Annotated in this window: 22 protein-coding genes; 5 read left to right on the top strand and 17 right to left on the bottom strand. The window is 72.4% G+C overall.

Going from position 1 to position 25,996, the window contains the following annotated elements; translation table 11 throughout:
* From AC4IJH_RS04695 to AC4IJH_RS04685, 3 genes are all read right to left on the bottom strand, one after another.
* On the bottom strand, positions 1–557 hold a 557-nt coding region (locus AC4IJH_RS04695; protein WP_490850205.1), incomplete at its 3' end, for a helix-turn-helix domain-containing protein.
* Between the two features lie 286 nt (positions 558–843).
* The gene (locus tag AC4IJH_RS04690) at positions 844–1,731 is read right to left on the bottom strand and encodes a helix-turn-helix domain-containing protein (RefSeq protein WP_490850204.1); all 888 of its coding nucleotides are present in this window, start codon (positions 1,729–1,731) and stop codon (positions 844–846) included.
* Positions 1,728–2,498, bottom strand: coding sequence for a helix-turn-helix domain-containing protein (locus AC4IJH_RS04685; protein WP_490850203.1), 771 nt, complete (start codon positions 2,496–2,498; stop codon positions 1,728–1,730). Before AC4IJH_RS04685 ends, AC4IJH_RS04690 begins: the two co-directional genes overlap by 4 nt.
* A 320-nt stretch (positions 2,499–2,818) precedes the next feature.
* On the opposite strand from AC4IJH_RS04685, the gene AC4IJH_RS04680 reads away from it, so the two are divergent.
* Positions 2,819–3,262, top strand: a complete 444-nt coding sequence (locus AC4IJH_RS04680) for a peptidase inhibitor family I36 protein (RefSeq protein ID WP_490850202.1) — start codon at positions 2,819–2,821, stop codon at positions 3,260–3,262.
* A 72-nt stretch (positions 3,263–3,334) separates the two neighbouring features.
* Here AC4IJH_RS04680 and AC4IJH_RS04675 read toward each other — a convergent pair whose 3' ends face one another.
* From AC4IJH_RS04675 to AC4IJH_RS04665, 3 genes are all read right to left on the bottom strand, one after another.
* Positions 3,335–4,555 carry an NADP-dependent isocitrate dehydrogenase gene (locus AC4IJH_RS04675; protein ID WP_490850201.1) on the bottom strand — a complete coding sequence of 407 codons (1,221 nt, stop codon included), beginning with the start codon at positions 4,553–4,555 and terminating at the stop codon, positions 3,335–3,337.
* A 286-nt stretch (positions 4,556–4,841) separates the two neighbouring features.
* Positions 4,842–5,273, bottom strand: a complete 432-nt coding sequence (locus tag AC4IJH_RS04670) for a DUF3017 domain-containing protein (RefSeq protein WP_490850200.1) — start codon at positions 5,271–5,273, stop codon at positions 4,842–4,844.
* Positions 5,274–5,292: 19 nt separating this feature from the next.
* A complete protein-coding gene (locus AC4IJH_RS04665) occupies positions 5,293–6,150 on the bottom strand; it encodes a bifunctional methylenetetrahydrofolate dehydrogenase/methenyltetrahydrofolate cyclohydrolase (RefSeq protein WP_490850199.1) in 858 nt (285 codons plus the stop codon).
* A 298-nt stretch (positions 6,151–6,448) separates the two neighbouring features.
* Between AC4IJH_RS04665 and AC4IJH_RS04660 the strand changes: the two genes are divergently transcribed.
* Both AC4IJH_RS04660 and AC4IJH_RS04655 read left to right on the top strand, forming a co-directional pair.
* Positions 6,449–7,252 carry an RDD family protein gene (locus tag AC4IJH_RS04660; protein ID WP_490850198.1) on the top strand — a complete coding sequence of 268 codons (804 nt, stop codon included), beginning with the start codon at positions 6,449–6,451 and terminating at the stop codon, positions 7,250–7,252.
* A 123-nt stretch (positions 7,253–7,375) separates the two neighbouring features.
* Positions 7,376–7,939 carry a hypothetical protein gene (locus AC4IJH_RS04655; protein ID WP_490850197.1) on the top strand — a complete coding sequence of 188 codons (564 nt, stop codon included), beginning with the start codon at positions 7,376–7,378 and terminating at the stop codon, positions 7,937–7,939.
* A 463-nt stretch (positions 7,940–8,402) separates the two neighbouring features.
* Here AC4IJH_RS04655 and purH read toward each other — a convergent pair whose 3' ends face one another.
* Together purH and purN are read right to left on the bottom strand one after the other, a co-directional pair.
* Positions 8,403–10,001 (bottom strand): bifunctional phosphoribosylaminoimidazolecarboxamide formyltransferase/IMP cyclohydrolase, encoded by a 1,599-nt coding sequence (gene purH / locus AC4IJH_RS04650; protein WP_490850196.1) that lies wholly within the window; start codon positions 9,999–10,001, stop codon positions 8,403–8,405.
* On the bottom strand, positions 9,998–10,627 hold the full coding sequence (gene purN / locus AC4IJH_RS04645) for a phosphoribosylglycinamide formyltransferase (protein WP_490850195.1): 630 nt from the start codon (positions 10,625–10,627) through the stop codon (positions 9,998–10,000). Before purN ends, purH begins: the two co-directional genes overlap by 4 nt.
* A 322-nt stretch (positions 10,628–10,949) precedes the next feature.
* Between purN and AC4IJH_RS04640 the strand changes: the two genes are divergently transcribed.
* A complete protein-coding gene (locus AC4IJH_RS04640; RefSeq protein ID WP_490850194.1) occupies positions 10,950–11,789 on the top strand; it encodes a hypothetical protein in 840 nt (279 codons plus the stop codon).
* Between the two features lie 21 nt (positions 11,790–11,810).
* Here the strand turns inward: AC4IJH_RS04640 and AC4IJH_RS04635 are convergent, their stop codons facing one another.
* Together AC4IJH_RS04635 and AC4IJH_RS04630 are read right to left on the bottom strand one after the other, a co-directional pair.
* Positions 11,811–14,189, bottom strand: coding sequence for a cell division protein PerM (locus AC4IJH_RS04635; protein WP_490850193.1), 2,379 nt, complete (start codon positions 14,187–14,189; stop codon positions 11,811–11,813).
* A gap of 85 nt (positions 14,190–14,274) precedes the next feature.
* On the bottom strand, positions 14,275–14,745 hold the full coding sequence (locus tag AC4IJH_RS04630; RefSeq protein WP_490850192.1) for a hypothetical protein: 471 nt from the start codon (positions 14,743–14,745) through the stop codon (positions 14,275–14,277).
* Between AC4IJH_RS04630 and AC4IJH_RS04625 the strand changes: the two genes are divergently transcribed.
* Positions 14,744–15,712: an RNA polymerase sigma factor gene (locus tag AC4IJH_RS04625; protein ID WP_490850191.1), complete on the top strand. Its 969-nt coding sequence runs from the start codon at positions 14,744–14,746 to the stop codon at positions 15,710–15,712. The genes AC4IJH_RS04630 and AC4IJH_RS04625 overlap by 2 nt on opposite strands.
* Before the next feature lie 123 nt (positions 15,713–15,835).
* On the opposite strand, the gene sucD is transcribed toward AC4IJH_RS04625, so the two are convergent.
* The 7 genes from sucD to AC4IJH_RS04590 all read right to left on the bottom strand — a co-directional run bounded on the left by sucD (position 15,836) and on the right by AC4IJH_RS04590 (position 25,806).
* On the bottom strand, positions 15,836–16,720 hold the full coding sequence (gene sucD, locus AC4IJH_RS04620; protein ID WP_490850190.1) for a succinate--CoA ligase subunit alpha: 885 nt from the start codon (positions 16,718–16,720) through the stop codon (positions 15,836–15,838).
* 23 nt (positions 16,721–16,743) lie between these two features.
* The gene (gene sucC / locus AC4IJH_RS04615) at positions 16,744–17,925 is read right to left on the bottom strand and encodes an ADP-forming succinate--CoA ligase subunit beta (RefSeq protein WP_490850189.1); all 1,182 of its coding nucleotides are present in this window, start codon (positions 17,923–17,925) and stop codon (positions 16,744–16,746) included.
* Positions 17,926–18,353: 428 nt separating this feature from the next.
* Positions 18,354–19,199, bottom strand: a complete 846-nt coding sequence (locus AC4IJH_RS04610; RefSeq protein ID WP_490850188.1) for a hypothetical protein — start codon at positions 19,197–19,199, stop codon at positions 18,354–18,356.
* Positions 19,200–19,370: 171 nt separating this feature from the next.
* Entirely contained in the window at positions 19,371–20,402 is a 1,032-nt protein-coding gene (locus AC4IJH_RS04605; protein ID WP_490850187.1) for a hypothetical protein, read from the bottom strand.
* A 187-nt stretch (positions 20,403–20,589) separates the two neighbouring features.
* Positions 20,590–21,798 (bottom strand): vWA domain-containing protein, encoded by a 1,209-nt coding sequence (locus AC4IJH_RS04600; protein ID WP_490850186.1) that lies wholly within the window; start codon positions 21,796–21,798, stop codon positions 20,590–20,592.
* A 58-nt stretch (positions 21,799–21,856) separates the two neighbouring features.
* The gene (locus AC4IJH_RS04595) at positions 21,857–24,643 is read right to left on the bottom strand and encodes a DUF5682 family protein (protein ID WP_490850185.1); all 2,787 of its coding nucleotides are present in this window, start codon (positions 24,641–24,643) and stop codon (positions 21,857–21,859) included.
* Positions 24,640–25,806, bottom strand: coding sequence for an ATP-binding protein (locus tag AC4IJH_RS04590; protein ID WP_490850184.1), 1,167 nt, complete (start codon positions 25,804–25,806; stop codon positions 24,640–24,642). Before AC4IJH_RS04590 ends, AC4IJH_RS04595 begins: the two co-directional genes overlap by 4 nt.
* Between the last annotated feature and the right edge of the window lie 190 nt (positions 25,807–25,996).

Below are 25,996 nucleotides of genomic sequence, written 5' to 3'. Positions count from 1 at the left end.
GCCGCGGGCCCGGCGGTCTCGGCCGCCCCCGGCGGCGTCGCGCCCCGGCGCTGCGAGGGCACCCCGGGCATCGCGGTGACCTGCCCCGGCCGCGCGCCCTCGTCGACTCCGGTGCTCCCGCCGCGGCCGCGCCCCCACTCCCAGCCCTTCGGCTTCTGCGCGCCCTCGCTCTTGGCCTCGCCCTTGCCCTTGCTCTTGCTGCCGGCGGGCGCGGGGCCGAACTCCCCCAGGGCCGCGCGCGCCTGCGCCACCCGGATCGCCTCCATGGTGACGTCGTGTCTCATCTCCGAGCGGCTCCAGGCGCGTTCGGCCAGCTCCCACATGGTGGTGAGATGGCCCGTGTTCGCACCCGTCACCTCGGCCAGTGCCACGACCGCGCGCTGCGGTGGCAGCAGCCGGCCGTTGAGATAGCGCTCCCATGAGGTCTTGCTGTAGCCGGTACGGTCCGCGACGGCGGCCACGCTCAGCCCGCTGCGTTCCACGAGTCTGCGTAGCTGACCTGCGAACTCCCGGACCTGCGGGTCGAGTTCTTCCGGTAGCGCCCTCCAGCGAGGCATTGCCTCCCCCTATTCCCCCCATATGCGCGTACGTGCGTCGTTCCGTGCTGCGTGCTCACATGTCGCCGTGCATCGTGACGTGACACCCCCGAGGTCCGTCAGAGTGGCTACCCAGAGGGATGCCCTCAGCCAGGATGCCAGTTCCCATGTAGGGGGCGCACGGGAGCATTCGGGCATTGCGCACCGCCCCGCGTACGCCCCCTATGGAGCGCCCGCGGGCAGTGCGCCGCCCGTTTTCGAGCCGATATGCCGCACTGAACTCGGCCCTGACCTCAGGGGAGTTGCCCTAGGCGGTGGCCGCCGGGGGCGGGGTGAAGCACTCCCGGCGCCCGACGCCGCCCGGGATCAGACAGACCGTGGCCCGCCGGGGCTTCTCGGTCGCCGTCATCGGCGTCGAGAGATACAGCTCGGTGTCCTTCTCGTTCGCGGCCCGGACCGACTTGGGGCGGGCGCCCGGTACGGTCACCTCGACCCGGTCCCCCACCTTCAGGTCCATGGCCCGCGCCCACACCGCCGCGCACTGGTCGGCGTAACGGATCTCCAGGCGCTGCCCGCCGCGTGCCGTCCTCACCAGGACATTGCGCACCACGTTCTGCGCACCGCACCCCTTGTCCTGCGGGTTCTCCCCCTCGCACTCCTCCCCCTTGCAGCCCGGCTCGTAGGACTGCGAGTAGGTCGGCGCCGCCCCCAGGCTCCCGGGCGCCTGCCGCCCGCCGGTCTTCGCACCGCCCCCCACCAGCAGGGGTACGGCCACGGCAGCGGCGGCCACGGCGCCGGCGAGCGCGAGCAGCATCCGGCGCGAGCCGAGCAACCCCCGCCGCCCCTCGGCCACTTCACCGCGCCCTGGCTCCTCACGGGGCCCCGCCCCTCCATTGGGCCTGGTCCCCGGCCCTTCGTGGGGCACCGGCGCGGCCCCGGCCCGCCCGCTCCAGGCCTGCTCCGCCAGCTCCCACAGCGCCAGCAGCCGCCCAGCGGGCTCGCCCGCCAGCGCGCACAGCGCGTCGACGGCCTGCCGGGGCGGCAGCTTCTTGGCGTTGAGATAGCGCTCCCAGGACGACTTGCTGTACGGCGTCCGCTCGGCCAGCGCGGCCATGCTCAGCCCCGTACGCTCCCTCAACTCGCGCAGCGCACAGGCCAGCCGGTGGCACTCGGGCGGTACGTGCCCGCCGCTCACCGGCGCAGCACCCCCCACGTGTCGGGGCCCACTATTCCGTCCGGCGGCAGCTTGTGGTCCTTCTGGAAGCGGGTGGCGGCGCTCTTGGAATTCGGCCCGTAGGAGCCGTCCGCTATGCCCGGGTCGTAGCCGTGGTGGCGCAGCAGGCACTGGGCCTCCAGCACCTCCCAGCCCGAGCTCTTGAGGTCCATCAGCGTCTCGCGGGTCGCGCTGTAGCCCGCGCCCAGCGCGCCGTCCTTGCGTACGACCCGGCACGGATGGTCCCGCCCCTGCTTGAAGACGAACGGCCGCTGCCCTTCACCGGGTTCGCGGCCGCCCGCGGCCACCACGCCGTCCTTGGCGTCGTCCTCCCACGGCTCGGCCGCCAGCAGCCCGACGGCCAGCGCCGCCACCACGACGATCACCGCGCCGACGATCACCTCGGTCCGCCGCGCCTTGCGCGGCGCACCGCCTTCGAGCTCGTCCGCCTCGCCGGGCGGCGCCGCCCCCTCCCGTGGCTCCTGCGGCCACGCCTCGGCCGCGACCTCGTGCAGCACCAGCAGCCGGGTCGGCTCCGCGCCGCACACCCGCGCCAGCTCCTCCACCGCCTCCCGCGGCGGCAGCGCCTTGCCGTTGAGATAGCGCTCCCACGAGGACCGGCTGTAGGACGTCTTGGCCGCCAACGAGGCCAGACCGAGACCGCTGTGGTCCTTCAACCGACGCAGCTGTACGACCAGTTGACGCACCCGAGAATCGAGCGAGTCGGGCAATTCTTTCCAACGCGCCATGTTCCACCCCATACGCGCGACTATTCCCCCGAGGCCGTGAGCCTCCTTTGCCGCACATGATGGCGACGCACCCGCATCGGTTCCCACCCTCAACCACCTCGGGCACCACTTCCGGACACCTCCCGCGTCCCCGCCCGTCCCACCAACGCCCCGTGGGACCCCGCATCCCCGCAGGTCAGCCCCTGGGACGTCCCACCCCCACCCCATCCCGCGCCATCCACTGGCAGTTACCGAACTGTCGCATCAGAGTCTGTCCTGCACACCGGGCGGCCCGGTCCACCCCGGGCCGCCGTCCCGACTCACGGGGGAGGAACCCCAGCATGCAGGTACGCAAGCGCCTCACGCTCATCACCGCCTCTGCGGCCATCACCGGCGGCCTCGCACTGGCACCCATCGCCAGCGCCTCGGCCGAGCCGGCGCCCGCGAAGCGGACGACGGTCACCGCGCAGCAGCAGGAAGCGGACGCGACCGCGCAGGCCGCACCGCGCAACTGCCCGCGTGGCTACCTGTGCGTGTACCCCAAGGCCAACTACAAGGGCCAGGTGAAGAAGGTCAAGGACAAGAACGCGAACCTCCAGCGGTACGGCGGCGCCTTCAACAAGCCGAAGTCGGCCTACAACAACGGCACCCAGTGCAAGAAGGCGGTCGTCTACCGCTACAAGAACTTCGGCGAGCCCGCGTACACGCTGAACAAGCAGACCGGCTGGCGGAACATCGGCAGCAACCTGCCGACCATCTGGTCCAACTCCTGGACCGGCTGCTGACCTGAGCCGACCGGCGGCCCGTCCTCTCATACGGGGGAGAGGACGGGCCGCCGTCGCGCGTCAGCGGTGCGCTCAGTGATCGGCCATCGCCTTCTGCACGTTGGTGTCGATCGCGTCCAGGAACTCCTCCGTGGTCAGCCACGGGGTGTCGGTGCCGACCAGCAGGGCGAGGTCCTTGGTCATCCGGCCGCTCTCGACGGTTTCGATGCAGACCCGCTCCAGGGTCTCGGCGAAGCGGGTGACCTCCGGGGTGTTGTCGAGCTTGCCGCGGTGGGCCAGGCCGCGGGTCCAGGCGAAGATCGAGGCGATGGGGTTGGTGGAGGTCTTCCGGCCGCTCTGGTGCTGCCGGTAGTGGCGGGTGACCGTACCGTGCGCCGCCTCGGCCTCGACCGTGCGGCCGTCGGGCGACATCAGCATCGAGGTCATCAGGCCCAGCGAGCCGAAGCCCTGCGCGACGATGTCGGACTGGACGTCACCGTCGTAGTTCTTGCAGGCCCAGACGTAGCCGCCCGACCACTTCAGCGCGGAGGCGACCATGTCGTCGATCAGCCGGTGCTCGTAGGTGAGCCCCTTGGCGTCGAACTCGGCCTTGAACTCGGCGTCGAAGACCTCCTGGAAGAGGTCCTTGAAGCGGCCGTCGTACTTCTTCAGGATCGTGTTCTTCGTGGACAGGTAGACCGGGAAGTCCCGGGCCAGGCCGTAGCGGAAGGACGCGCGAGCGAAGTCGCGGATGGACGCGTCGAGGTTGTACATCGACAGCGCGACACCGGCGCCGGGGAACTCGTACACCTCCAGCTCGACCGGGTCCGAGCCGTCCTTCGGCGTGAAGGTCATGGTCAGCGTGCCCTCGCCGGGGACCTTCAGGTCGGTGGAACGGTACTGGTCGCCGAACGCGTGGCGGCCGACGACGATCGGCCGGGTCCAGCCCGGGATCAGCCGCGGCACGTTGTTCATGAGGATGGGCTCGCGGAAGATCACTCCGCCCAGGATGTTGCGGATGGTGCCGTTGGGCGAGCGGTACATCGCCTTGAGGCCGAACTCCTCCACCCTCGCCTGGTCCGGCGTGATGGTCGCGCACTTGACCCCGACGCCGTACTCCTGGATGGCGTGCGCGGCGTCCACGGTGACCTGGTCGCCGGTGGCGTCGCGGTGCTCGATGCCGAGGTCGAAGTACTTCAGCTCGACATCGAGGTACGGCAGGATCAGCCGGTCCTTGATGTCCTGCCAGATGATGCGGGTCATCTCGTCGCCGTCGATGTCGACGACAGGGTTGGCTACCTGGATCTTGGCCATGGAGTGGTACGTCCCTCTCGCGCTGCGCCGGTCGGCGCGCTCGCGCGGCGGGCACCGGTCGGCTGGATGACGTGCGTGACGCAAGTGACGGCGAACCGTCGTGGGACAGTGAAGCACCGAATTATCTCGGCATCAAGATACTTGATGCCGAGACTCTCTCACCGGCCTCGCGCGCACCCCTCTCGCAGCCCTCGCGGCCCCCGCAATCGCCGCAGCCCTCGCCATCGCCGCAGCTCTCGCGGCCCTCGCAGCCCTCGTGATCCTCGCAGCCCTCGCCCCGCGGCCCTCACCGCACGGTGAGGTGCACCACGTCGTCCAGGAACGGAATGTGCAGCCACGGCTTGGGCTGCGCCATCAGCGACAGCATCACGATGGCGAAGCCGAGCCCCCCGTAGGTGACCATGTCGGTGAACCGGGACCGTACGGCCAGCATCCCCACCGACGGCAGCGCCCACCGCAGCACCGCCCCGGCCAGCAGCGACAGCCCGATCAGGATCGTCCCGATACGGAACGCGTCGAAGGCGACGATCAGCAGCCCGACGCCCACCCCGCCCATGACCGCCAGCAGCGGCCACTGGCGGGCGGGCGCGGGGGCGTCGCCGGAGGCGGCCCGGCCGCCGCCCTCCGGCCGCGCCGTGTCCCGGGTGATCAGGGGAAACCGTCGTGACGGCCGGCCCTGCGGCTCGGACGCCCCGTCCGAATGCGCTTCGGCACCCATGGCAGGCAGCCTTTCCCGGTCAGCCGGCGGCGGCGCGCTCGGCGGCTTCCACGACATTGACCAGCAGCTGTGCGCGGGTCATGGGGCCGACCCCGCCGGGGTTCGGGGAGATCCAGCCCGCCACCTCGGCGACGTCCGGGTGCACATCGCCGGCGATCTTGCCCTCGGCGTCGCGGCTGACGCCGACGTCCAGCACGGCCGCGCCGGGCTTGACGTCCTGCGGCTTGATGATGTGCTGCACACCGGCCGCGGAGACGATGATGTCCGCCTGCTTGAGGTGCGCGGACAGGTCGCGGGTGCCGGTGTGGCACTGCGTGACCGTGGCGTTCTCGGACTTACGGGTCAGCAGCAGCGGAATCGAGCGGCCGACGGTGATCCCGCGCCCCACGACCACGATGTGCGCACCGTTGATCTCCACGCCGTGGCGGCGCAGCAGCTCGATGACGCCGTGCGGGGTGCACGGCAGCGGCCCGGGCTCGTTCAGCACCAGGCGGCCCAGGCTCATCGGGTGCAGCCCGTCGGCGTCCTTGGCCGGGTCCATCAGCTCCAGGACGCGGTTGGTGTCGATGCCCTTGGGGAGCGGGAGTTGGACGATGTAGCCGGTGCACTCCGGGTTGTCGTTGAGCTCCCGTACGACCGCCTCGATCTCCTCCTGCGTTGCGGTGTCGGGCAGTTCGCGCTGGATGGAGGCGATGCCGACCTGGGCGCAGTCGCGGTGCTTGCCGTTGACGTACCAGCGGCTGCCCGGGTCGTCGCCGACCAGGAGGGTGCCCAGGCCGGGCTGCACGCCCTTGGCCTTCAGCGCTTCCACGCGGGCGGAGAGTTCGGACTTGATCGCGGCGGCGGTGGCCTTGCCATCGAGAATCTGGGCGCTCATGACCCCATCCTCCCGGATGGGCCGGTCCCCGTTCCAATCAGGGCGCGCTGCGGCCTCCGGTCGGCGCACACCCCGGGCGGCGGGCGGCGGGCCGCGCCCCGGCAACGGCGCGGCAACGGGCAAAGTTGATCATTGCACTTGGACAACGCCTTGAGATCTTGACTGGACAACGATATTGCGCTGCTAGAAAGATTGCCGCCCAGTGCCGCAGGCATCATCGGGGGCGGGCCACTGAATCCCTTCATTCCTCCGAGCACGCCGCGTCGTCCCCCACTGACACAACGGAGGAACCCCCACCATGAGTTTCGGCGACCCGAACAATCCCTACGGTCAGCCGCCGCAGGGGCAGCCGGGCCCGTACGGCCAGCAGCCCCCGCAGGCCCCCTACGGCCAGCCCCAGCAGGCCCAGCCCGGCTACGGCTACCCCCAGCAGGCGCCCCCGGCCCAGCCCTACGGTTACCCGCAGCAGCAGCCCGCCGCTCCGCAGCAGCCCGGTTACGGCTTCCCCCAGCAGCAGGCCGCTCCTGCTTACCAGCAGCAGCCCCAAATGGGCGGTATGCCCCAAATGGGAGGTATGCCGCAGGGGTACGCGAGTTGGGGCCAGCGCGCCGGCGCCTTCCTGATCGACTACCTCATCGTCGGCCTGCTCCCCACCATCGTGATGTGCATCGCCTTCTTCGGCGCGGTGGGCGCGGCCTCGGCCGCGGTCCCGGACACCTCGCAGTGCGCCCCCGGAGCCCCCGACTACAGCCAGTGCATGAACGACGCGATCAGCGAATCTTCACGCACCGCGACCGGCATCGCCGGCGGCCTGCTGGTGGTCATCATCCTGGTGTCGCTGCTCAGCATCGGCCTGGGCATCTGGCTCCTGGTCAAGGAAGGCTCCACCGGCCAGACCCCGGGCAAGAAGGCCATGGGCATCCGCCTGGTCAGCGAGGCCACCGGCCAGCCCGTCGGCTTCGGCATGGCCTTCCTGCGCCGCATCTGCCACATCCTGGACGTCCTGCCCTGCTACCTCGGCTTCCTGTGGCCCGCCTGGGACGAAAAGGCCCAGACCTTCGCCGACAAGATGGTCAGCACGGTCGTCGTCCGCAGCCAGTAACACTCCTGCGCCGCCACCCTTCGCAGGCCCCCTCGTGGGGGCCTGCGAATTTCCGTGTCCGCGGCGCGAACCCCCCCTTAGAATTCCCTTACATCCGCTCAAGCCGCCCGAAGGACACCGCTCGTGAGCTATCCGAACCAGAACAACCCCTACGGTCCCCCGCAGGGTCAGCCGCAGCCCGGTTACGGCTACCCGCAGCAGCCGCAGCCGTACGCGGCTTACCCCAGTGGACCGGCGGGGATGTCGGGCATGCCTGGCATGCCGGTGCCCAACGTGATGCCCGGCAACGTCAAGGCCGGCCGCGTCCTGCTGTTCGTGATGGCCGCCCACGGCATCATCGGCATCATCATGTCGGTCATCCAGATGAACCGGCTCAACGACGTGGCGTCGACCTACGGCTCCTCCAGCGACCAGGGTCTGCTCAACCTCGGCAAGGGCGCGCTGATTTTCTCCGTCATCCTGATGGCGATCTACGCCGCGGTCGGCACCGTGCTCGCCGTGCAGTACTCCAAGGGCGGAAACGGCATACGCATCGGTTCGATCGTCTTCGGCTCGGTCTCCATCGCACTCAGCATCCCCTACGCGATCGGCATCATCGGCATCCCCAACTTCGTCATCTCGATCCTGGTCGTCGTCTTCGCGGCCAAGGCGGACGGCAAGGCGTGGTTCACCCGCCCCCGCTACTGACCCATCGCCGCACCCGGCATCTCCCCCGAAGGCCCTCGCCCCGCACCCTGCGGGTCGGGGGCCTTCGGTATGCGGACCTCCGGCCGCGCGCGGGTTGCGTGCCCGTCAGCACGAGGAGCAACCTCACCAAATACACCCAACGCTGGGGGGACTTGATGGGACGACGCGGACGCCGCCGACTGGTTTGCGGAGCCCGGTGTCTGTCCCTGGCTGCACAGCAAGCCCGTCGCGTCGGTGTTCAACAACGGCCGTCTCGCGGTCGCGATTTACACGTTGCCGAACTACTCCGGCAACGTGTTCTGCGCTGCGCCAGGTTCTGTGCACAGCCTCCCCGGCGGGCCGCCCCTGCGCGGACACCGCTGGGCCGACTGCTGAGCAACAGCCACAGGCCTGACCGTACGGCGCGAAGGCCGAGCCCCCGTACCGGAGTTCCGGTACGGGGGCTCGCTCGTCAGCGGGCGGCTCAGTGGAAGAAGTGGCGCGTGCCGGTGAAGTACATCGTGACGCCTGCCTGCTTGGCGGCTTCCACGACCTGGTCGTCGCGGACCGAACCGCCGGGCTGGACCACGGCCTTGATGCCCGCGGCCGTCAGGATCTCCAGGCCGTCGGGGAAGGGGAAGAAGGCGTCCGAGGCGGCGTAGGAGCCGCGGGCGCGCTCCTCGCCGGCCCGCTCGACCGCGAGCCTGGCGGAGTCCACGCGGTTGACCTGGCCCATGCCGACGCCGACCGAGGCGCCGTCCTTGGCGAGCAGGATCGCATTGGACTTCACCGCGCGGCAGGCCTTCCAGGCGAAGGCCAGCTCGGCCAACTCCCCCTCGGACAGGGCCTCTCCGGTGGCGAGCGTCCAGCTCGCCGGGTCGTCCCCCTCGGCCTGGAACAGGTCGGTGTGCTGGACGACCGCGCCGCCGGAGATGAACTTCACGTCGCCCGGCTGGTGCGGCGAGCCCTCGACCTTCAGGACGCGGATGTTCTTCTTCTTGGCGAGGATCTCCACCGCGCCGTCTTCGTACGCCGGAGCCGCGATGACCTCGGTGAAGATCTCGGCGACCTGCTCGGCCATGGCGGCGGAGACGGGACGGTTGACCGCGATCACGCCGCCGAAGGCGGACAGCGGGTCGCAGGCGTGCGCCTTGCGGTGGGCCTCGGCGACATCCGAACCGACCGCGATACCGCAGGGGTTGGCGTGCTTGATGATCGCCACGCACGGCTCGTCGTGGTCGAAGGCGGCGCGGCGCGCGGCCTCGGTGTCCACGTAGTTGTTGAAGGACATCTCCTTGCCGTGCAGCTGCTCGGCGTTGGCGAGCCCGCCCGGCTGGCCGTCCACGTACAGCGCGGCCGCCTGGTGCGGGTTCTCGCCGTAGCGCAGGGACGACTTGCGCTCCAGGGTCTCGCCGATGAACTCGGGGAGCCCGCCCGCGGCGGAGCCGCTGCCGGATGCCGTCTCGCTCTCCGGCGCGTAGGCGTTGGTGAACCAGGAGGCCACGGCGGTGTCGTACGCGGCGGTGTGTTGGAACGCCTCGGCCGCCAGCCGCTTGCGGGCGCCCAGCTCGAAGCCGCCGCCCTGGACCGCGGCGAGCACGTCCGCGTACCGCTTGGGGCTGGTGACGACCGCGACCGAGGGGTGGTTCTTGGCGGCGGCGCGCACCATCGACGGACCGCCGATGTCGATCTGCTCGACGCACTCGTCGGGGGTGGCCCCCGACTGCACGGTCTCGCGGAAGGGGTAGAGGTTCACGACGACCAGGTCGAAGGGCTCGACGCCCAGCTCGGCCAGCTGGTTGCGGTGGTCCTCAAGACGCAGGTCGGCCAGGATGCCCGCGTGCACCTTCGGGTGCAGGGTCTTGACCCGCCCGTCCAGGCACTCGGGGAAGCCCGTCAGCTCCTCGACCTTGGTGACCGGCACCCCGGCCGCGGCGATCCGCCCGGCGGTCGAGCCGGTGGAGACGAGCTGGACACCCGCCGCGTGCAGCCCCTTCGCCAGCTCCTCCAGACCCGTCTTGTCGTAGACGCTGACCAGCGCGCGGCGGATGGGCCGCTTCGTACCTTCGGCGGTGGCGGTCACGAGATACGTACCTTTCGTCCCTCAATGCGGTAGCCGTTACGGGCCAGACGCCCCACGACATCGACGAGCAGCCTTCGCTCGACTTCCTTGATGCGCTCATGGAGCGCGGATTCGTCGTCCTCGTCCCGGATCTCGACCACGCCCTGGGCGATGATCGGGCCGGTGTCGACGCCGTCGTCGACGAAGTGGACGGTGCACCCGGTCACCTTCGCGCCGTACGCGAGCGCGTCGCGTACGCCGTGGGCACCGGGAAAGCTGGGGAGCAGCGCGGGGTGGGTGTTCACGAACCGGCCGCCGAAGCGGGCCAGGAACTCCTTGCCCACGATCTTCATGAAGCCGGCCGAGACGACCAGGTCCGGCTCGTGGGCGGCGGTGGCCGCGGCCAGCGCCGCATCCCACTGCGCACGGTCGGCGTGGTCCTTGACCCGGCAGACGAAGGTGGGCAGACCGGCGCGCTCGGCACGCTCCAGGCCTGCGATTCCGGTGCGGTCGGCGCCTACGGCCACGATCTCGGCGCCGTAGGCATCGGCCCCTTGCGCGGCGATGGCGTCGAGCAGGGCCTGCAGGTTCGTACCCGAACCGGAGACGAGCACGACGAGTCGGGCTGGGGACGGTGAGGAAGCCACGGCGGCGCTCTTTCTCGCGCGAGTACTGCTGTCTTGCGGGCAACGTTCCGGTCGGCGCCCTGCTGCCACCGCTCACCCGCTCACCGACTTGTACGGTCGTACGAAGTCATGGGTCGCAGAAATACGGGGAACCCTACGAAGGGGCCGGCCGTCAGCAACGATACCGGCACACCGAACGGCCCCCACGGGACGGGGGCGGGCGCGGGAGGTAGCGTCGGGCCTGAGAACGCACGCAGTTCGTGGTATCCGCGCGCCCCGCCGTCCGTTGAACGGGCCGGATGTGACGCAACGGACAAGACAACAAGGGGAAGACTCACTCCAGATGCCGGACCGACGCCGCCGCGCGGCCCTCCTCCTCCCGCTGCCCGCCACCGCCCCGGGGACGGTCGTGCTGCGGGAGCGCAAGTCGTCCTCCCCTTCCCCGGACTCCCCCCAGGACTCCGACCGCGAGCGGGACAACCCCTTCGCGCCGCCTCCGGCCGACGCCCCCGAGCAGGCGTGGCAGCCCCGCAGGCCCGCCTCCTCGCAGGGGTCGGGCCAGGACGGCGACGAGGAGCGGCCCGACCAGTCCGAGGACCAGCGGACGCCTGCCTGGGGCAGCCAGTGGAGCAGCCAGCAGCCGGGGCGCCAGGGCGGCGGCTTCGGCAACCGGCCCGGCAGCGGGCGCGGCGGGCAGCAGGGGCAGGGCGGCGCCGGTGGGCCCGGCGGCTCCGGCGGGCTGCGCTGGGACCCGACCGACCCGGCCCAGCGGCGTGCGCGCTACGCCCTGCTCTCGGGGATGTGGGCGTTCTTCTTCGTGCTGTTCAGCCTGCCCGAGGTGTCACTGCTGCTCGGGTCGCTGGCGCTGTACTGGGGCATCAGCTCGCTGCGGGCCAAGCCGCGTGCGCCCAAGCCGGGCGCGGTGGCACTGACCGGCGAGGGCGCCGGTACGGCAGCGGCTCCGGCCTCCTCCTCGCCGTCCCGGCCGCAGGCCACGGCGGCGATCGGCGGCCTGGTCACGGCGAGCCTGGCGCTGGTCATCGTGATCGCCACCTTCACGGTCCAGCTCGCCTACCGCGACTACTTCACCTGCGTGGAGGACGCGCTGACCCAGTCCTCCCGCCAGTCCTGCGAAACCCTCCTGCCCAAGCAGCTCCGCCCGCTGCTGAGCACCCAGCGCTGACGCCGCGCCGGGGCCGCCGCGTCACTCGCCCCGGCCCCGGCGCCCACCTCCACTCTCGTTCTCGCCCCCGTTCTCGCCCCCGTCTTCGCCCTGGTTCTCGCCGGTCCCCCGCGACGGGTCCGGCGTGAACTCCGGCATCAGCCCCCCGGAGAACTCCCGCAGCGCGGCCCACCGCGCCTCACGCGCCCCCGCGTCATGCCACGGGTCCCGCCCGCTGTCCGCGTCGTCCATCTCCAGCCCGTACGGGTCGGACCCGTACGGATCGGGCTCCCCCTCTTCCGGCTCATGTGGATCGAGCCCGTACGGATCCGGGTCGTACGCTCCCGCCCCGCGCCCCAACCGTTGCTTCCGCCCCTTTCGGGACAACAGCCCCCACCGCCCCACACGCCTCGCCTCACGCCCCGTCCCCCGCTCCCCCCTGCCCTGCCCTTCGCCCGCAGCCCCCTCCGCCAACACCTCACCGACCTCCGCGGACAGCCCTCCGATGCCCACCTCGGAGGTCACCCCGGACTCCGACCCGCGGACTGCCCCGGGCTCCGCCCCGCGGAGCGCCCCGGACTCCGCCCCGTGGACTGCCCTGGGCTCCGCCCCGTAGTAGGCCGTCCGCATCTCCTCGTAGCGCTCCGCCCGCTCCGCCTCGCGCGCCACATCGGCCCTCCCGCCGTACACAGCCCCGCCCGCCTCCCCGTACGCCTCCTCGCGCCGGGTCCCGCCCGAGGAGGAGGCAGGGGGGTGCGGTCCCTCGTGGGGGGCTCGGTGCGGGGCGGGCTGTACGAGGCCGGGCTCAGGCTCGGGCTCGGATTCCCGAAGGTTCGGATGGGGGCCGGGCGCCGCCGGGCGAGGCGGGGACTGCGGTCCCTCCTGGGAGGTTCGGTCCGGGGCGGGCTGTACGAGGCCGGGCTCAGGCTCGGGCTCGGATTCCCGAAGGCCCGGGTGCGGGCCGGGCGCCGCCGGGCGAGGCGGGGAAGACGGGCGATCCGGGACAGGGCGGTGCGCCGACGGCGAGTGGCCGAAGGCGGACGGCCCGCGGTCCGTGGCGGGCGGGGTGTCGGACGTAGTGGACGGGGTGTCGGGCTCGGCGGAGGGGCTGTGGGCCGGGGTGGGGGGTGAGGTGCGGAGGCGCCAGGTGCGGAGGGTCAGAGCGGTGGGGAGGGCGATGAGGGTGGTCCAGGCGGTGGTGGTGAGGCCTGTCAGCCAGGGGGTGGGGCCGAAGGTGGACAGGTCGGTGGTGCCCAGGGGGCCGCCGGAGAAGGCGGCGAGCATGGCGGTCGTCAGGCCGCAGAGGGCTGCGGCCAGGACGGTGGTGGTGACGGTGTCGCGCCATCCGCTGTCGTGGCGGGACGCGTACCGGGCCAGGGCCAGACCGGCGGCGACCGGGGCGATGGCGACCGCCCAGGTCAGCGGGGTGCCCTCACCCTCCTGGGGCAGGGCACCGAGCAGGGGGAAGTGCGGCAGCACCGGGTAGCCGGCCACGCCCAGTGGGCCGATGGTGCTGCCCGCGCCGACCGTGAAGCCGGGCCCGAGCGCGTACGCCGTGCCCCAGATGACGGCGTTCGGGAGCAGGGCGAGGCTCAGCAGCAGGACCGTGAGGCGGCCCGACCAGTCGGGGGCCAGTTCCAGGAACGCCGTACCGACCGCGCCCGCGTGCCACCCGATGGCCAGGGCGGTGAGCAGCGCGCCGCTCACGAGCAGCACCACGGTGGCCGCCGCCGCGGCCCGCAGCGCGGCGGCGAACCGGCGGCGCTCGCACACCGACCGGACGCCGGGCGGGAGTTCGGACCAGGCACGCCTCAAGGGCGCGGGCACGATCGCGTACGCCTCAGGGCCCAGCGTGCGCCGGGCCGCGGCGGCGAGCGTGCAGACCACCAGCACCGGTACGTGCAGCAGCGCGCTGAGCGGTGCGGCGTGCATCGGCCCCTCCGAGGCGTACAGCACGGCGGCCGTGGCGACGAGCAGATAGCCGGTGAGCAGCCAGCCGAGCACCGCGCGCGGCATCGGCCAGTGGGTGGTGCCGGCCAGGGGAAAGAGCGTGGCCGGACCCGGCGCGGGCGCGAGCGCGTGGCGGGCCGCGCGGTACAGCAGCCAGACGGGCAGGGCGGACAGCAGCAGCGGTGTCACCCCTACGGGGGCCGGTTCACCGGAGAGCGTCACGGTCCGTACGAGATCCCCGCCGTGTGCGAGAAGCCACAGGTCAGCGGCGAGGTGCAGGGCCCGTGAGGGGCCGTCGTCGGGGTAGGGGGAGGCGACCCACAGCAGCAGTACGACGACGGCGAGCGCCCCGAGCCCGAGCCCGGCGGCCACCGCCCCGCCCAGGAACGCGGTGCCCATCATGGAGGAGCGCTGAGCGCTGGCGCGGCCACGCGAGGACAACGAGGGGCCGCGGTCGGTCAATTGGCTCACGCCGCCATGCTGCCAACAACACCCGTTTCATCCGCGTAGCAGGCGAATGCCCGACGTGTCGCACAAGATGTAGCTATGCGCCTTTTCACACAGTTCGGTAGTGCGAGCTCCCGCTGCCCGGCGGCTGTGCGTGCGGAGAGGCGGGCATGACGCAGCGCAAGGGTGGCGGCACGGCGGTGACGATGGACAGCGAAGAGCGGCCCTCGGGGTCCACGGAGGAAAGACCGGCGACGCGGCGCAGGACCCGCACGCGCTCGGGGACGGGATCGGGGGCAGGGGCAGGGTCGGGATCGGGGTCGGGGTCGGGATCGCGTACCCGTACGGGAGCGGGTACGGGTACGGGCGCGAAGGGCGAGGCCGCGGCGAAGCCGAAGCGCCCCGCGCGCAAGGCACCGGCCAAGCGGGTCACCTCCCCCGCGTCCACTACGGCCGCCGCGGCGGCGCGCGAGACCCCGCCCAAGGCCGCACCTGATGCCCCGCCGGAGTCTCCACCGGAGGCCCCGCCGGCGGAGACGGCGACGGTGGAGACGGCGACGGCGGAGACGGTGGCCGACATGGCGTCAGCTTCCGTCGTACATAAGCAACATGACGAACAGTCGACAACGCCGCACAAGGCCACCAAGACCATCGAGGCCACCGAGGCCACCGACCTCGATGCCTCCACCACCCCCACCACCCCCGCCGCCGCCTTCGACGCGCTCTACGCGCGGCACGCCGAGGCGCTGACCCGGCAGGCGTATCTGTTGACGGGCCGTCAGCGGCAGGCGCAGCGGGCCGTGCAGTGGGCGTTTCAGCTGGCGTGGCAGCGGTGGCCCGAGGTGGCCGTGGACCGGGACCCGGCCGGGTGGGTGCGGGCCGCGGCGTACGAGTACGCGCTGGCGCCCTGGCATCGCAGGGCCCCGCGGCGGCACATCACCGAGCGGCCCACGCCCGTCGCGCCCGCGCCGCCGCCCGCCGCGCCCGCCGACCGCGCACTGCTGGACGCGCTGCTGGCGCTGCCCGCGACGTACCGCCGGGCGCTGCTGCTGCACGACGGCGTCGGGCTCGGGCTGTGCGAGACCGCGGCCGAGGTCGAGGCCAGCACCCCGGCCACCGCGGGGCGGCTGACCCACGCGCGCGAGGCCGTCGCCGCGCGCCTGCCCGAGCTGGGGCTTCGCAGCCAGCCGCCGGTGCGGCAGGGCGAGATCCTGCACGAGCGGCTGACCCGGCTGGCGCTCGCGCACCCGGTGGCGCCGCCCGCCGCGCGGACTGTACGGGCCGGGAGCCGGCGGCACACCCGGCGGCTGACGCAGGGGGCGCTGGGCCTGACCGCGCTGATCGCCGCGGCGACCGCCTTCACGCTGGCCAACACCCCGGACGCCTATGACCCGCCGGAGCAGAAACCGGCCGTCGGCACCTCGGCCACGCCGGGGGCGCAGGCCGAGCCCGGCGTACGGCGCCGCACGCCACCGCCCGCCGCCAGGAGCGGGCGCACCGCCCCGAGGGCCGTACGGGACGACCAACTCGCGCCGAGATTCGGGTAGTTGGCGCACAACACGAGGGGTGACCGCATCGCTGCGCGCATGCCACGGGCCCGTACCCCGGGAAGAGGTACGGGCCCGTGGCAGGCAGCGTAGGCCGCGTGGCGGCCGTACGGCAGCAGGAGATCAGCCGCCCAGGATCTGGCGGGCGAGCACGGCGGTCTCCGACGGGGTCTTGCCGACCTTGACGCCGGCGGCCTCCAGGGCCTCCTTCTTGGCCTGGGCGGTGCCGGAGGAGCCGGAGACGATGGCGCCGGCGTGGCCCATGGTCTTGCCCTCGGGGGCGGTGAAGCCCGCGACGTAGCCGACGACCGGCTTGGTGACGTTGGCCTTGATGAAGTCGGCCGCACGCTCCTCGGCGTCGCCGCCGATCTCACCGATCATGACGATCAGCTCGGTCTCCGGGTCGGCCTCGAAGGCCTCCAGGGCGTCGATGTGCGTGGTGCCGATGACCGGGTCGCCACCGATGCCGACGGCCGAGGTGAAGCCGATGTCGCGCAGCTCGTACATCATCTGGTAGGTCAGCGTGCCGGACTTGGACACGAGACCGATCTTGCCGGGCTTGGTGATGTCGCCCGGGATGATGCCGGCGTTGGACTGGCCGGGGGTGATCAGGCCGGGGCAGTTCGGGCCGATGATGCGGGTCTTGTTGCCCTTGGCCTTCGCGTACGCCCAGAAGGCGGCGGAGTCGTGGACCGCGATGCCCTCGGTGATGACGACGGCGAGGGGGATCTCGGCGTCGATCGCCTCGACGACGGCGGCCTTGGAGAAGGCCGGCGGCACGAACAGGACGGAGACGTCCGCGCCGGTCTTCTCCATCGCCTCCTTGACGGAGCCGAAGACCGGGACCTCGGTGCCGTCGAAGTCGACGGTCGTGCCGGCCTTGCGCGGGTTCACGCCGCCGACGATGTTGGTGCCGTCGCCCAGCATGAGCTTGGTGTGCTTCATGCCCGTGGCACCGGTCATGCCCTGGACGATGACCTTGCTGTCCTTGGTGAGGAAGATAGCCATGGTGGTCTGAGTCCCTCTATCCCTTACTTCGCAGCCGCGGCGAGCTCGGCGGCCTTGTCGGCCGCGCCGTCCATGGTGTCCACGCGCTGGACCAGCGGGTGGTTGGCGTCGCTCAGGATCTTGCGACCCAGCTCCGCGTTGTTGCCGTCCAGGCGCACGACCAGCGGCTTGGTAACGGCCTCGCCCTTGGACTTGAGGAGCTCCAGTGCCTGGACGATGCCGTTGGCGACCTCGTCACAGGCGGTGATGCCACCGAAGACGTTGACGAAGACGGACTTGACGTCCGGGTCGCCGAGGATGATCTCCAGGCCGTTCGCCATGACCTCGGCGGAGGCGCCGCCACCGATGTCGAGGAAGTTGGCGGGCTTGACGCCGGAGTGCTTCTCACCGGCGTACGCGACGACGTCGAGGGTCGACATGACCAGACCCGCGCCGTTGCCGATGATGCCGACCTGGCCGTCGAGCTTGACGTAGTTCAGGCCCTTGGCCTTGGCGGCGGCCTCGAGCGGGTTGGCCGCGTCCTTGTCCTCGAGCGCCTCGTGCTCGGGCTGGCGGAAGTCGGCGTTGGCGTCCAGGGACACCTTGCCGTCCAGGGCCAGGATGCGGCCGTCCTTGGTCTTCACCAGCGGGTTGACCTCGACGAGGAGCGCGTCCTCGGCGACGAAGGTGTCCCACAGGGTCACCATCGCCTCGGCGACACCCTCGGCCACCTCGGCCGGGAACTTCGCCTGGGCCACGATCTCGCGGGCCTTCTCGATGGTCACGCCTTCGACGGCGTTGACCGGGACCTTCGCAAGGGCCTCGGGGGTCTTCTCCGCGACCTCCTCGATGTCCATGCCGCCCTGCACCGACGCCATGGCGAGGAAGGTGCGGTTGGTGCGGTCGAGGAGGTACGAGACGTAGTACTCCGCCTCGATCTCCGGGGACAGCTCGGCGATCATCACCTTGTGGACCGTGTGGCCCTTGATGTCCATGCCGAGGATGTCGGTCGCACGGGCGACCGCCTCGTCGGGGGTGGCGGCCAGCTTGACGCCGCCGGCCTTGCCGCGGCCGCCGACCTTCACCTGGGCCTTGACGACGGACTTGCCGCCAAGACGCTCGGTCGCCGCGCGCGCCGCTTCAGGCGTGTCGATGACTTCACCGGCCAGCACCGGTACACCGTGCTTGGCGAAGAGGTCCCTCGCCTGGTACTCGAACAGGTCCACGCGCGTCCGTCCCTTGTCTACTCAGAATCGCCGTAGTGATCGCGGTTCGTTGTTTTCATGGGCGTGCCGCGAAGGGCAACGTGACGGCGCTGTCACAGGGGAGGCGTACACGGTGTCCGGTACGCGGCATGTCCGTCTCGCAGGTTATCGCCGTGGGACCTAGGTCCCTAAATCGCAGATCACACTCTCGCGGTGATTACGGTCACAGATCGATGCGCGGGCGCTGTTGCGGGGGCACTTCCACGGAACTGCCGGGGCACTGCCGGGGGCGGCCCACTCCCCAAAGTGGGCCGCCCGGCTGTTCGGGGTCGATGTCCGGCGTTGATGTCCGGCGTCGATGCTCAGCGCCGGTGTTCAGCGCGCAGGGGGTACGAGTCCGCCGGGCCCGCCGGGTTCCGTCGGACTCGTTCCCTGGAGGGGGGCTGGGCTCAGACGGACGGGACGGACGGGACGGACGGAACCGTCGGGGTTGCCGGGAGCTGCAGGTTGGGCAGGGCCGGAATGTTTACCGGGTCTGTCAGGTCGGTGGGCAGGGCGTTGGTGGGGAGAGCGTTGGTGGGGAGAGTGGGAACGGCCGGGGTGTTCGGCAGGGTGGGGACGGCCGGGGTCGTCGGCACGGTGGGGACCGTCTTGGGCGGGAGTACGCCCTGCGCGCCGGTGGTGGCGTCGGCCGCGATGCCCTGCGCGTCGGTGACCACGGCGGTGGCGAGGTTCTGCGCGTACGGAGTCGTCAGCGCGACCACGTCACCGCCGAGCCGGCCGACACCGCCGACGGCGCCCTGGGTGACGGGCACGACCTTGACCACGGCGCGCTGGGCGACGGGCGGCAGGACGTCGGAGGTCGCGTCGTCCACGGCGGGGACGTCAGGGGTCGTGGGCAGGCCGGGGGTGCCGGGCAGGCCCGGAGTCCCGGGCAGGGAAGGCGTGTTGGGCAGGGAAGGCGTGTTGGGCAGGGAGGGCTTACCGGGGAGCTCCGGGGTGGTGGGGAGCTGCGGCTTGGCGGGAAGGTCCGGGGCGTTCGTCGGCAGCTTCGGCGCGCTCGGGAGCGTGCCGTCGGTGGCCTTCCGGACGTCCTCGACCGCCTTCTTCGCGGGCTCGACGACCTTGCCCGCGTCGCCCGCGCCCAGGCCGTCCGTCACCCGGCCGAGGTCACCGGCGGCCGGCAGGTCGGGGGTGGTGGGCAGTTCGGCCGCGTGGGCGGCGACGGAGCCCAGGGCCCACAGGCCGGTGGCCGCGGTGGCTATGGCGATGGAACGGCGAATGTGCGTACGCATGATCGCGTCACGTCCTTCGAAATCGGAATTCTCGGAATTCAGGGAGTTGGGTGGGCAGACCTGTCCCGCCCCCGCGCGGCAGGTCCTCTGCAGATCCACTGCATACGGGAGTCCCGTACAGCCGGAAGTTCCGTTCGGGCGAAAGTTCCGTACAGACGGGAAAGGCCTGCCCTAGCCCGGGAATTCGAGAATTTCTCCGGCACGCTGACGCGTCGGCGCATCAGCCGCCACGCGTACGCCCCCGGGCACCAGCCCGAAGTGCGTCATATCCGCCGGCACCGTGGCGAACTGGTCCCCGCCACGGGGACCGTGGCCGTCGCCGGCACTGGCCGACGAGGCGGCGGAGGCCGGCGAACCGGGCCCCTGCGGAAGCGGCACGGGAAGACCGCCGTGCCCCGGCCCCTGCTGCCGCTCCGCCATGCGGGACCGCTCGGCGAGCTCGTACCCGGGCCGCGCCTGCTCGACCACCGCCGTGCCGTAACTCGGCGCGCAGGAAGGTGTGTTGAGGAGAGAAGGGTTCACATGCTCAGCGCCGGAAACACCGTCGGCGCGCGTTGCATCGCCGTCATCGGGCCGTGCCCCGGCACCGCGCTCGGGCCCGCTGCCGGGCACCGTCCGCTCGCCGCCGTCGCCGTCGCCGCCGTCCAGGCCCGTACCGCTGCCCGGTATCCGTACGGGCAGCGTCACCGCTCCCGGTACACGCACTGCCTCCTGCGCACCCCGGACCACACGCCCGACCCGTTCCACGGGCTTCTCGCCCACGACGGGTGCGGCCGTCCGTCCGGTGGCCGTACGGACAACCGGCGCGATGTGCCGGGCGGTGGACCGCTCGGCCTCGGCCACGGGCTGGTGAACCGTCCCCACGACCGCGTCCCGCTGCTGCCGAACGCGCGCAGGAGCGGACGACGAGACGGTCTTGCCGACGGAAGCCGCCGGTGCCGCCGGTGCCGCCGGTGCCGCCGGTGCCGCCGGTGCCGCCGGTGCCGCCGGTGCCGCCGGTGCCGCATCAAGGCCTACCCCGACGCTCGGCACGCTCGGCACGTCCGGCTCACCCGGTCCGCCCTCCGCCGCATGTGCGCGGCCGCCGCACACCACCGCCAGCACCACAAAGCCCACCAGGAACAGCCCGGCCAGCAGCGCACGCCGCACGGCCACGGTGCGCGGCAGGCGCACAGCGGCAGGTACGACAAGCACGGCGGACACGAAGAGGGCCTTCCCGTAAGGACGGTGACGCGTGGGGGGAGAGAGACGAGTACGCGCAGGGACAGGGGTGCTCAGGCCTCGGCGGCCGACGGGGCGAACGAATGGCCCCCCGCGTCGCGGGCGTTCGAGCGATGCGCAGATCCTTGCACGGCAGGCCTGGGGCCGCGCAAGTCCCCTGGGGCTCCTGTCACCGTTGCTCCGCCTTGTCCGGTATCGACGTGTCCGGGATGGGCAACGGCCGCTTCTCGATGGCCGCCGCCATCACCTCGGGGAAGAGGTCGGGCGTACAGGCGAAGGCGGGTGCGCCGAGCGCCGACAGCGCCGCCGCGTGCTCCCGGTCGTACGACGGCGCCCCCTCGTCCGACAGCGCCAGCAGCGTCACGAACCGCACCCCGGCCGCCTTCATCGCCGCCACCCGCTTGAGCATTTCGTCGCGTATCCCGCCCTCGTACAGATCGCTGATGAGCACGACGACCGTGTCGGCGGGGCGGGTGATCCGCGACTGACAGTAGGCCAGCGCCCGGTTGATGTCCGTGCCGCCGCCGAGCTGGGTGCCGAACAGCACGTCGACCGGGTCCTCGATCTGGTCGGTGAGGTCGACGACGGCGGTGTCGAAGACGACCAGGCGGGTGGCCAGGGAGCGCATGGACGCCAGCACCGCGCCGAAGACCGAGGCGTAGACGACCGAGGAGGCCATCGAACCGGACTGGTCGATGCAGAGCACCACTTCCTTCTTCACCGACTGCGCGGCCCTGCCGTAGCCGATGAGCCGCTCGGGCACGACCGTGCGCTGCTCGGGCAGGTAGTTCTTCAGGTTCGCGCGGATCGTACGGTCCCAGTCGATGTCCCGGTGGCGGGGCCGGCTGATGCGGGCCGAGCGGTCCAGGGCGCCGGTGAGGGTGGAGCGCGTACGGGTCGCCAGGCGCCGCTCCAGCTGCTGGACGACCTTGCGTACGACGGCCCGTGCGGTCTCCTTGGTCGTCTCCGGCATGGCCTTGTTGAGCGAGAGGAGCGTCCCCACCAGGTGGACGTCGGCCTCCACCGCCTCCAGCATCTCCGGCTCCAGCAGCAGCGCGCCCAGCCCCAGCCGGTCGATCGCATCGCGCTGCATGACCTGGACGACGGAGGTCGGGAAGTAGGTACGGATGTCCCCCAGCCAGCGGGCCACGCCGGGCGCCGACGCCCCGAGCCCGGCCGAACGCCCCCCGCGCCCGTCCCCCTTCCCGTTCCCGTAGAGCGCGGCCAGCGCGCCGTCCATGGCCGCGTCCTCCCCGCTCAGCGCGCAGCCGGTCCCCTCGGCCCCGCCCCCTCCGAGCACCATCCGCCACCGCCGCAACCGCTCGGCCGCCGCGTCCGTGTCCCCATTCCCCGTCATGTCCCCGCTCCCCCTTCTCATGTCCCCACTCCCGCCTGCCGCCACCGCCGCCACACCCCTGCCTGTCGTCGACCCCCGGTCAACTCACCGCACCCGACCACTCATTGACCGATCCCGGCAGACCCAGCAGTGCGTTCAGCGTGGGCAGTACGGCTGCCGCGCGGTCCCGGTCCAGGCCCGGACCGAACCCGGGCAGCGCGGGCGCCTCCGCTCCGGCGCCGCGATCGCCGTCCGCCCCTCCCCCCGCGGGGCCTCGCCGTATCAGCTCGCCGAGCGTCCGCCGCGCCCCCGGCTCGAACTCCGCGAAGGTCCGCCGCAGCAGGGGCAGGACGTCCGTGAACGCGTCCGCCGGTACGTCCTGGAGCCAGCCGTCGACCAAAGCGAGCAGCCGCTCGTCGTGGATCAGCAGCATGCCGCCGCCGTCCCCGCCGCCCACGAAGCCCTCGATCCACGCGGCGGCGTCGGCGGGCGGCGTGCCCGGCGACAGCGCGAGCCCCATCAGCCGCCCGGCCTCCCCCTCCGCCAACTGCCCGTCGTCCAACAGCAGTCGGGCCGCCCGCCCCCGTACGCCTCCTGGTACGAGGTCCCTGCAAGCCAGCGCCCGCAGCACAGCCGCCCAGCGCGCCCGTAGACCGCCCCCGTCGGCCGCCGCAGCCCCTCGCCCTTCTCCCTCCCCCTCGGCGGCTGCCTCCAGGGACCCCTGGCCCCTACCGGCGCCCGACACATCGCCCGCTTCGCCACCGCCAGCGGCAGCCACAGCACCGACCACCCGACCGCCACCCCTCCCGCCAGCGGCCGGATGCTCTGCCCCCTCCCCTCCCTCGGCCACCCGCTCCTGAACCCCCCGGCCGCCACCGGCGCCCGGCGCGTCGGCTTCCTCGTTGCCGGCGGCGGCAGTCGCAGCGCTGCCTTCCTCGTCGCCGCAACTCCCGGTGGGAGTGGCAGCGTCGGCATGGTCCGTGCCGCCGTCCGTGACCGGCTGGGTCAGGAGCGAGACGGCCCGGTGTGTGGCGTCGAGGTGGTCGCGCATTTCGGTGGCGCCGTCCGCGTCGAGGCCCGCGCAGGCCGGTGGCAGGCCGACGAAGATGCGCTCGGCCAGGCCCGTCGCGACCTCGCGCAGGGCGGCGGCGTCGGTGCCGCGTACATCGCCGTACCGGACCGAGCGCACCAGGGCGGGCAGGGCCTGGGCGAGGTGGCCCACATCGGCGTCCAGCGCGGCGCGGTCCGCCAGGACGCGCATCACGACCGGGAGGGCGTCCGGCAGCCCGGCCAGCAGACAGCGCTCGGCGAGCGCCGTCACATCGGCGAGCGCCCTGGCCTCGCTCGCGTCCGACGCGGCCTTGGCCGTGGCCGCCGAGAGCACGGTCGTGCCCCAGATCCCGGCCTCGGCGACCCGTACGGACAGTTCGGGCTCCCAGCGCAACCGCCAGGTCTCGCGGAAGGTGCCGGTGCTGGTGCGCGAGTGCGCGGGCCGGCCCCAGCCGATGCCCAGCAGCGCCAGCCGGTGCAGCAGTCTGCTGCGCGCGGCGTCCGTCTCCCTGCGCAGGTCGAGCTCCAACTCCCGCTCCGCCGCCTGCGGTTTGAGTCGCAGGCCGCGCTGGCTGCGGGCGATGTCCCGCTGGAGCGGCACCGCCGGGGCGCCGTCCGGTACCGCGCCGAGCACCTCCCCGACGACCAGGCGGTCGTGGATCAAGGAGGAGGGCACGTCGGAGCCGTCGCCCATCACCGCGCGCACCGCGTCGCCGGTCTCGGCGAGCCCGGCCAGCGGTCTGCCGCGCATCGCCGCCAGCGCCTGGGCCAGCCGCACCGCCTCGATGACATGCGCGGAGGAGACGGTGTAGTCCTCCGCGCGCAGCAGCCCCGCGACCTTGGTCATCCAGCGCTCGACGGGCCGGTCCTCGGCGCTGAACAGATGCCCGTACCAGCCGGGCGAGTCGATGCCCGCGCCGTATCCGCTGCGCCGGGACAGCCTGCGGTGCGTCCACGGCACCCAGGTCATGGACGCCTTCACCTTCGGCAGGCCCTTGAGCAGCTGCCGGTCGGCGGTGACGGTGGCCTTGCGGGCCAGCGCCGGTACGTGCCAGGCGCCGCACACCACGGCCACATCGTCCCCGAACTCCCGCCGCGCCTCGCGCAGCCGCAGCCGCATATGGGCCTCGCGCGCCGCGTCCCGGTCGCGCCCGGCGTCCTCGCACGTCTCCCGCAGCGCCCCCATCGCCTCGGCCAGCGCCTCGAACGGCCGCAGCACGTCGGCGAGTTCGGACTCCGGGCCCGCCCCAGCCACCGCGCCGCCGTTCAGGCCGCGGTGCTCGACCACGTCCTCCCACCAGCGCTCCGGGTCGTCGTATCCTCCGGCCTCGGCCAGCGCCCCGACGGGATCGACCCGCACGTCCCGCGCACGCGGCCGCCCTTCGGCGTCGGCTCCCGCGCCGTCCCGCTCGCCGCCCCCTTCGGGCGCCTCAGTTGGCTTTTCCCTCTCCTCCCTCTCCTCCCTCTCCTCCCTCTCCTCCCCTTCCGCCATCGCCAGCGAATGCGCCGCCGGGAGATCGATGAAGCGCACCGGTACGCCGCGCCTCAGCGCCCAGCGGATGGCCACCCATTCCGGGGAGAACTCGGCCAGGGGCCAGAACGCCGCGCGTCCCGGGTCGTCCGGGACGTGGGCGAGCAGCGCGACGGGCGGGCGCATGTCCTGCTCACCGGCCAGTGGCACCAGCGCGTCGGCCTCCGGCGGGCCCTCGATGAGGACCGCGCTCGGTGCGTAACTCTCCAGCGCGGCGCGCACCGCGCGCGCCGACCCCGGTCCGTGGTGGCGGATTCCCAGCAGCAGCGGACCGTCCGGCCGCTCCCCCCGCTGCGGCCCGGTCATGCGCCGGCCTCACGGCAGGCGCGGTAGAAGTCCTTCCAGCCGTCGCGCTCGCGGACGACCGCCTCCAGGTACTCCTGCCATACGACGCGGTCCGCCGCCGGATCGCGGACCACCGCGCCCACAATGCCCGCCGCCACATCGCCGGGCCGCAGCACTCCGTCGCCGAAGTGGGCTGCCAGCGCAAGGCCGTTGGTCACCACGGAGATGGCCTCGGCCGTGGAGAGCGTGCCCGAGGGCGACTTGAGTTTCGTACGGCCGTCCGCCGTGAGGCCGTCGCGCAGTTCGCGGAAGACCGTCACCACCCGGCGGATCTCGTCGCTGCCTTCGGGCTCGGACGGCAGGTCCAGCGAGCGGCCGATCTGCTGCACGCGCCGGGAGACGATGTCCACCTCCTCCTCGGGGGTGGCGGGCAGCGGCAGGACGACGGTGTTGAAGCGGCGGCGCAGCGCACTGGAGAGTTCGTTGACACCACGGTCGCGGTCGTTGGCCGTGGCGATCAGGTTGAAGCCGCGCACCGCCTGGACCTCTTGCCCCAACTCCGGGATGGGCAGCGTCTTTTCGGACAGCACGGTGATCAGCGTGTCTTGTACGTCGGCCGGGATGCGGGTCAGCTCCTCGACCCGCGCGGTCATGCCCTGCGCCATCGCGCGCATGACCGGGCTGGGCACCAGGGCGTCCGTGCTGGGGCCGTGCGCGAGCAACTGGGCGTAGTTCCAGCCGTAGCGGATGGCCTCTTCCGGCGTGCCCGCCGTGCCCTGCACCAGCAGGGTCGAGTCGCCGCTGACGGCCGCGGCCAGATGCTCCGACACCCAGGTCTTGGCGGTGCCGGGCACGCCGAGCAGCAGCAGGGCGCGGTCGGTGGCGAGCGTGGTCACGGCGACCTCGACGATGCGCCGCGGGCCGACGTACTTCGGCGTGATGACCGTCCCGTCGGGGAGCGTGCCGCCGAGCAGATAGGTGGCCACCGCCCACGGCGAGAGCCGCCAGCGCTCCGGCCGCGGTCTGTCGTCCGCGGACTGAAGAGCCTTCAGCTCCTGCGCGAACGCGACCTCGGCATGCGGCCGCAGCACCTCGCCGCCGCCCTCGACACCCCCGACGGCGGCGCCTTCCTCCGCGGCTTCCTTCGCACTTGCCTTCGCGGATTCCGTCGTGATTCCCGGCATGATTCCCCCTCATCGCAAGACGTGCGGCCCGCACCCCGCCGCTCGCGGGCCGCTTGCGATATCAACCCTGCACCACGCCACTGACAATCAGCCGGAAACCGCCGCTGACCTGCAAGATGAGTGCGGCGGCCGACGCGATCGCCCTGCCCGGTCCGGCCCTTGCCGCGCCGCCGGCCGGGGCCGTTGTCAG

The organism is Streptomyces sp. UF-297 (assembly GCF_058245575.1).
The sequence above is the reverse complement of the archived record's forward strand: the minus strand, read 5'-3'. Positions and strand labels throughout refer to the sequence as shown.

Excerpts from the sequence above, each read along its gene's own strand:
- AC4IJH_RS04685 (WP_490850203.1), bottom strand. The coding sequence starts at position 2,498 with ATGGCGCGTTGGAAAGAATTGCCCGACTCGCTCGATTCTCGGGTGCGT.
- sucD (WP_490850190.1), bottom strand. The coding sequence starts at position 16,720 with ATGGCTATCTTCCTCACCAAGGACAGCAAGGTCATCGTCCAGGGCATG.
- AC4IJH_RS04595 (WP_490850185.1), bottom strand. The coding sequence starts at position 24,643 with ATGACCGGGCCGCAGCGGGGGGAGCGGCCGGACGGTCCGCTGCTGCTG.
- AC4IJH_RS04680 (WP_490850202.1), top strand. The coding sequence starts at position 2,819 with ATGCAGGTACGCAAGCGCCTCACGCTCATCACCGCCTCTGCGGCCATC.
- AC4IJH_RS04675 (WP_490850201.1), bottom strand. The coding sequence starts at position 4,555 with ATGGCCAAGATCCAGGTAGCCAACCCTGTCGTCGACATCGACGGCGAC.
- AC4IJH_RS04665 (WP_490850199.1), bottom strand. The coding sequence starts at position 6,150 with ATGAGCGCCCAGATTCTCGATGGCAAGGCCACCGCCGCCGCGATCAAG.
- AC4IJH_RS04590 (WP_490850184.1), bottom strand. The coding sequence starts at position 25,806 with ATGCCGGGAATCACGACGGAATCCGCGAAGGCAAGTGCGAAGGAAGCC.
- AC4IJH_RS04660 (WP_490850198.1), top strand. The coding sequence starts at position 6,449 with ATGAGTTTCGGCGACCCGAACAATCCCTACGGTCAGCCGCCGCAGGGG.
- AC4IJH_RS04625 (WP_490850191.1), top strand. The coding sequence starts at position 14,744 with ATGGCGTCAGCTTCCGTCGTACATAAGCAACATGACGAACAGTCGACA.
- AC4IJH_RS04610 (WP_490850188.1), bottom strand. The coding sequence starts at position 19,199 with ATGCGTACGCACATTCGCCGTTCCATCGCCATAGCCACCGCGGCCACC.
- AC4IJH_RS04670 (WP_490850200.1), bottom strand. The coding sequence starts at position 5,273 with ATGGGTGCCGAAGCGCATTCGGACGGGGCGTCCGAGCCGCAGGGCCGG.
- AC4IJH_RS04630 (WP_490850192.1), bottom strand. The coding sequence starts at position 14,745 with ATGTCGGCCACCGTCTCCGCCGTCGCCGTCTCCACCGTCGCCGTCTCC.
- AC4IJH_RS04640 (WP_490850194.1), top strand. The coding sequence starts at position 10,950 with ATGCCGGACCGACGCCGCCGCGCGGCCCTCCTCCTCCCGCTGCCCGCC.
- AC4IJH_RS04600 (WP_490850186.1), bottom strand. The coding sequence starts at position 21,798 with ATGAGAAGGGGGAGCGGGGACATGACGGGGAATGGGGACACGGACGCG.